Genomic DNA, 2,303 nt, shown 5'->3' with positions numbered 1-2,303 from the left:
CGGCGGCGAAGCCGAAAAGCGGCTGGTCGCAGATCCCCGACAAACGGCCGATCGTCGCCATGCTGGCAACGGGTATGCTGCTCGCCTTCGCCACCATGTCGATCGAGCCGATCATCACCGTCTATGTACAGCAGCTCGTCGATGACCAGAGCAAAGTGACCATGGTCGCCGGCGTCGTCATGTCGGCGGCCGCGCTCGGCACCATCCTGTCCTCGTCCTGGCTGGGCAAGCTCGCCGACCGCGTCGGCTACTGGAACGTCGTGGTCGGCGCCCTTGCCGTCTCGGCCTTGCTGCTTATCCCGCAGGCCTTCGTCACCAATGGCTGGCAATTGATCGGCCTGCGCTTCCTGATGGGCCTGGCGCTGGGCGGATTGTTGCCCTGCATCACCAGCGTCATCCGGCACAATATCCCCGACGGGATCGGTGGCAACGTGCTTGGCCTGGCAATCTCGGCGCAATATGTCGGCCAAGTCGCGGGGCCGCTGTCCGGCGGCTTCGTCGGCGGGCATTTCGGCATGCGCTCGGTGCTTCTGGGCACAGCGGTGCTGATGGCGCTGGGCGCTGCCTACAACTGGATTGTCCAATCGAGGCGGGCGCGGCATATGCTGATCGAGGCCGGCGAGTCTTGATGGGACTTCCGCCCAACCGCCATGGAGCATCCAGGATGAGCCTCACCGGGCAAGCATCAGACAGCGGAAGCCGCGTCCTCGTGCTGGCAGCCGGCCTCGTTGGGGCGGCGGGCGTAGCGTTGTCGGCCGCCGCCGCGCATCGCGGCGGCACCTTTACCGGCACTGCCGCCAATTTCCTCCTGATGCATGCGCCGGCTTTTCTTGCCATCGGCCTTGCCGGCGGCAACCGTTGCCTCAGGATCGCCAGCCTCGTCCTGCTCTTGGGCCTGCTGCTGTTCTGCGGCGATCTGCTTGCCCGCGACTTTCTCGGATCGCGGCTGTTCCCGATGTCGGCGCCGATCGGCGGCACGCTGCTGATCGCCGGCTGGGTGGCGATCGCCGCCTCGGCCCTGTGGCGCCCTCGGCATTAGGCTATTTTTCAGCGCCTATTTTCGGCCGGCTCGCCGCTTGCGCTCGCGCGCAGGCAGTTCGTCACGGCGGGTCCGCTGAGGCTGCTCGGTCCCGGGCGTGATGCCCCAATAGTTGCGGTAGATGTCCTGAAACAGATGACCAATCGGATGCATGATTGCTTCTCCTTGGGTTTGAATCGATCCAATATACGGGTGCGGAAAAAACTGCGGGTCAGCCTCGCTTGGGGTCCACGAGGAAGCGCGGCTTGCGGCGCCATGGGCTCGACCTGCCTCGCCGCTTCTCGCTGACAGCGGCCGAAGCGATGCCCCAGTCGTTGCGGTAGATGTCCTCGAACAAATAGCTCACCGGATGCATGGCATCCTCCTGTCGAAATCCGCTCCACCATGGAGCAGGAACTTGGATCGATTCAAATCATAAACTTCTTTTGCTCGCCGTCAACCGAAATTTGAATCGATCCAACAAAAATGTTAGATGACCGGCAGCAATTCAGCGGTCATGTTCGTGACGTGACCGGATTCGGAGGAACGACATGGCATCACTCCTCGAAGGCCAGGCAAGACCGATCAGGCTGGCCGACATCGCCAAGGCCGCCGGCGTCTCGCATGGCACGGCCTCCAATGTCTTCAGCCGGCCTGAGATCGTGCGCGCCGAAGTGCGCGAACGGGTCAAGGCGGTGGCGGAGCAGATGGGCTATGCCGGTCCCGACCCGAAAGGCCGGCTGCTGCGCGCCGGCAAAGTCAACGCCATCGGCGTCGCCACCACGGAGCCCCTCTCCTACTTCTTCGACGATCCTTTCGCCCGCGTCATGATGGCTGGCATTTCAGAAGCCTGCGACGCCACCGGCGCGGGCATCGCGCTGGTGTCGGCCGCCAACCAGGAGAAGCTTGCCTGGAACATCCAGAGCGCACTTGTCGACGGCTTCATCCTGTTCTGCATCGAAGGCGGCTCGCGCCTTGTCGACCTGACACGCGAGCGAAGGCTGCCCTTCGTGGCGCTGGAGCTCGGCTTCCAGGACGAGACCGTCTCGGCCATCGGCGTCGACAATGTCGCGGGCGCAAGGCTCGCGGCGCGCCATCTGGCCGAGCTCGGCCATCGCCGGTTCGCGGTGCTGTCTCTGGCCTTCGCAGACAACCGCACCGGCTTCGCCACGCCGGACATCGTGCGCGGCGCGGTCTACACCGGCACACGCGACCGACTTGCCGGCTATTTCGAGGAGCTTGCCCGCTTCGGTGTCGATACCAGGAAAATCCCGGTCTACGAGAC

General features: G+C 64.4%; 5 protein-coding genes. 3 read left to right on the top strand and 2 right to left on the bottom strand.

What is annotated here, in order from left to right:
* A partial coding sequence (locus EOA24_RS34800; protein WP_127410640.1) for an MFS transporter occupies positions 1-629 on the top strand: 629 nt, incomplete at its 5' end.
* A 35-nt stretch (positions 630-664) separates the two neighbouring features.
* On the top strand, positions 665-1,039 hold the full coding sequence (locus EOA24_RS34795; protein ID WP_126082957.1) for a DUF423 domain-containing protein: 375 nt from the start codon (positions 665-667) through the stop codon (positions 1,037-1,039).
* Positions 1,040-1,054: 15 nt separating this feature from the next.
* On the opposite strand, the gene EOA24_RS42075 is transcribed toward EOA24_RS34795, so the two are convergent.
* Together EOA24_RS42075 and EOA24_RS42070 are read right to left on the bottom strand one after the other, a co-directional pair.
* A complete protein-coding gene (locus EOA24_RS42075) occupies positions 1,055-1,192 on the bottom strand; it encodes a hypothetical protein (protein ID WP_189342146.1) in 138 nt (45 codons plus the stop codon).
* 58 nt (positions 1,193-1,250) lie between these two features.
* Positions 1,251-1,394 (bottom strand): hypothetical protein, encoded by a 144-nt coding sequence (locus EOA24_RS42070; protein WP_189342147.1) that lies wholly within the window; start codon positions 1,392-1,394, stop codon positions 1,251-1,253.
* 175 nt (positions 1,395-1,569) lie between these two features.
* Here EOA24_RS42070 and EOA24_RS34790 point away from each other — a divergent pair.
* Positions 1,570-2,303: LacI family DNA-binding transcriptional regulator (locus tag EOA24_RS34790; protein WP_127410639.1), on the top strand; the 734-nt coding region annotated here is incomplete at its 3' end.

Source organism: Mesorhizobium sp. M2A.F.Ca.ET.039.01.1.1 (assembly GCF_003998035.1).
Classification (GTDB): Bacteria; Pseudomonadota; Alphaproteobacteria; order Rhizobiales; family Rhizobiaceae; genus Mesorhizobium.
Note: the sequence above shows the minus strand (reverse complement) of the source record. Positions and strands in the feature narration are given on the sequence as shown.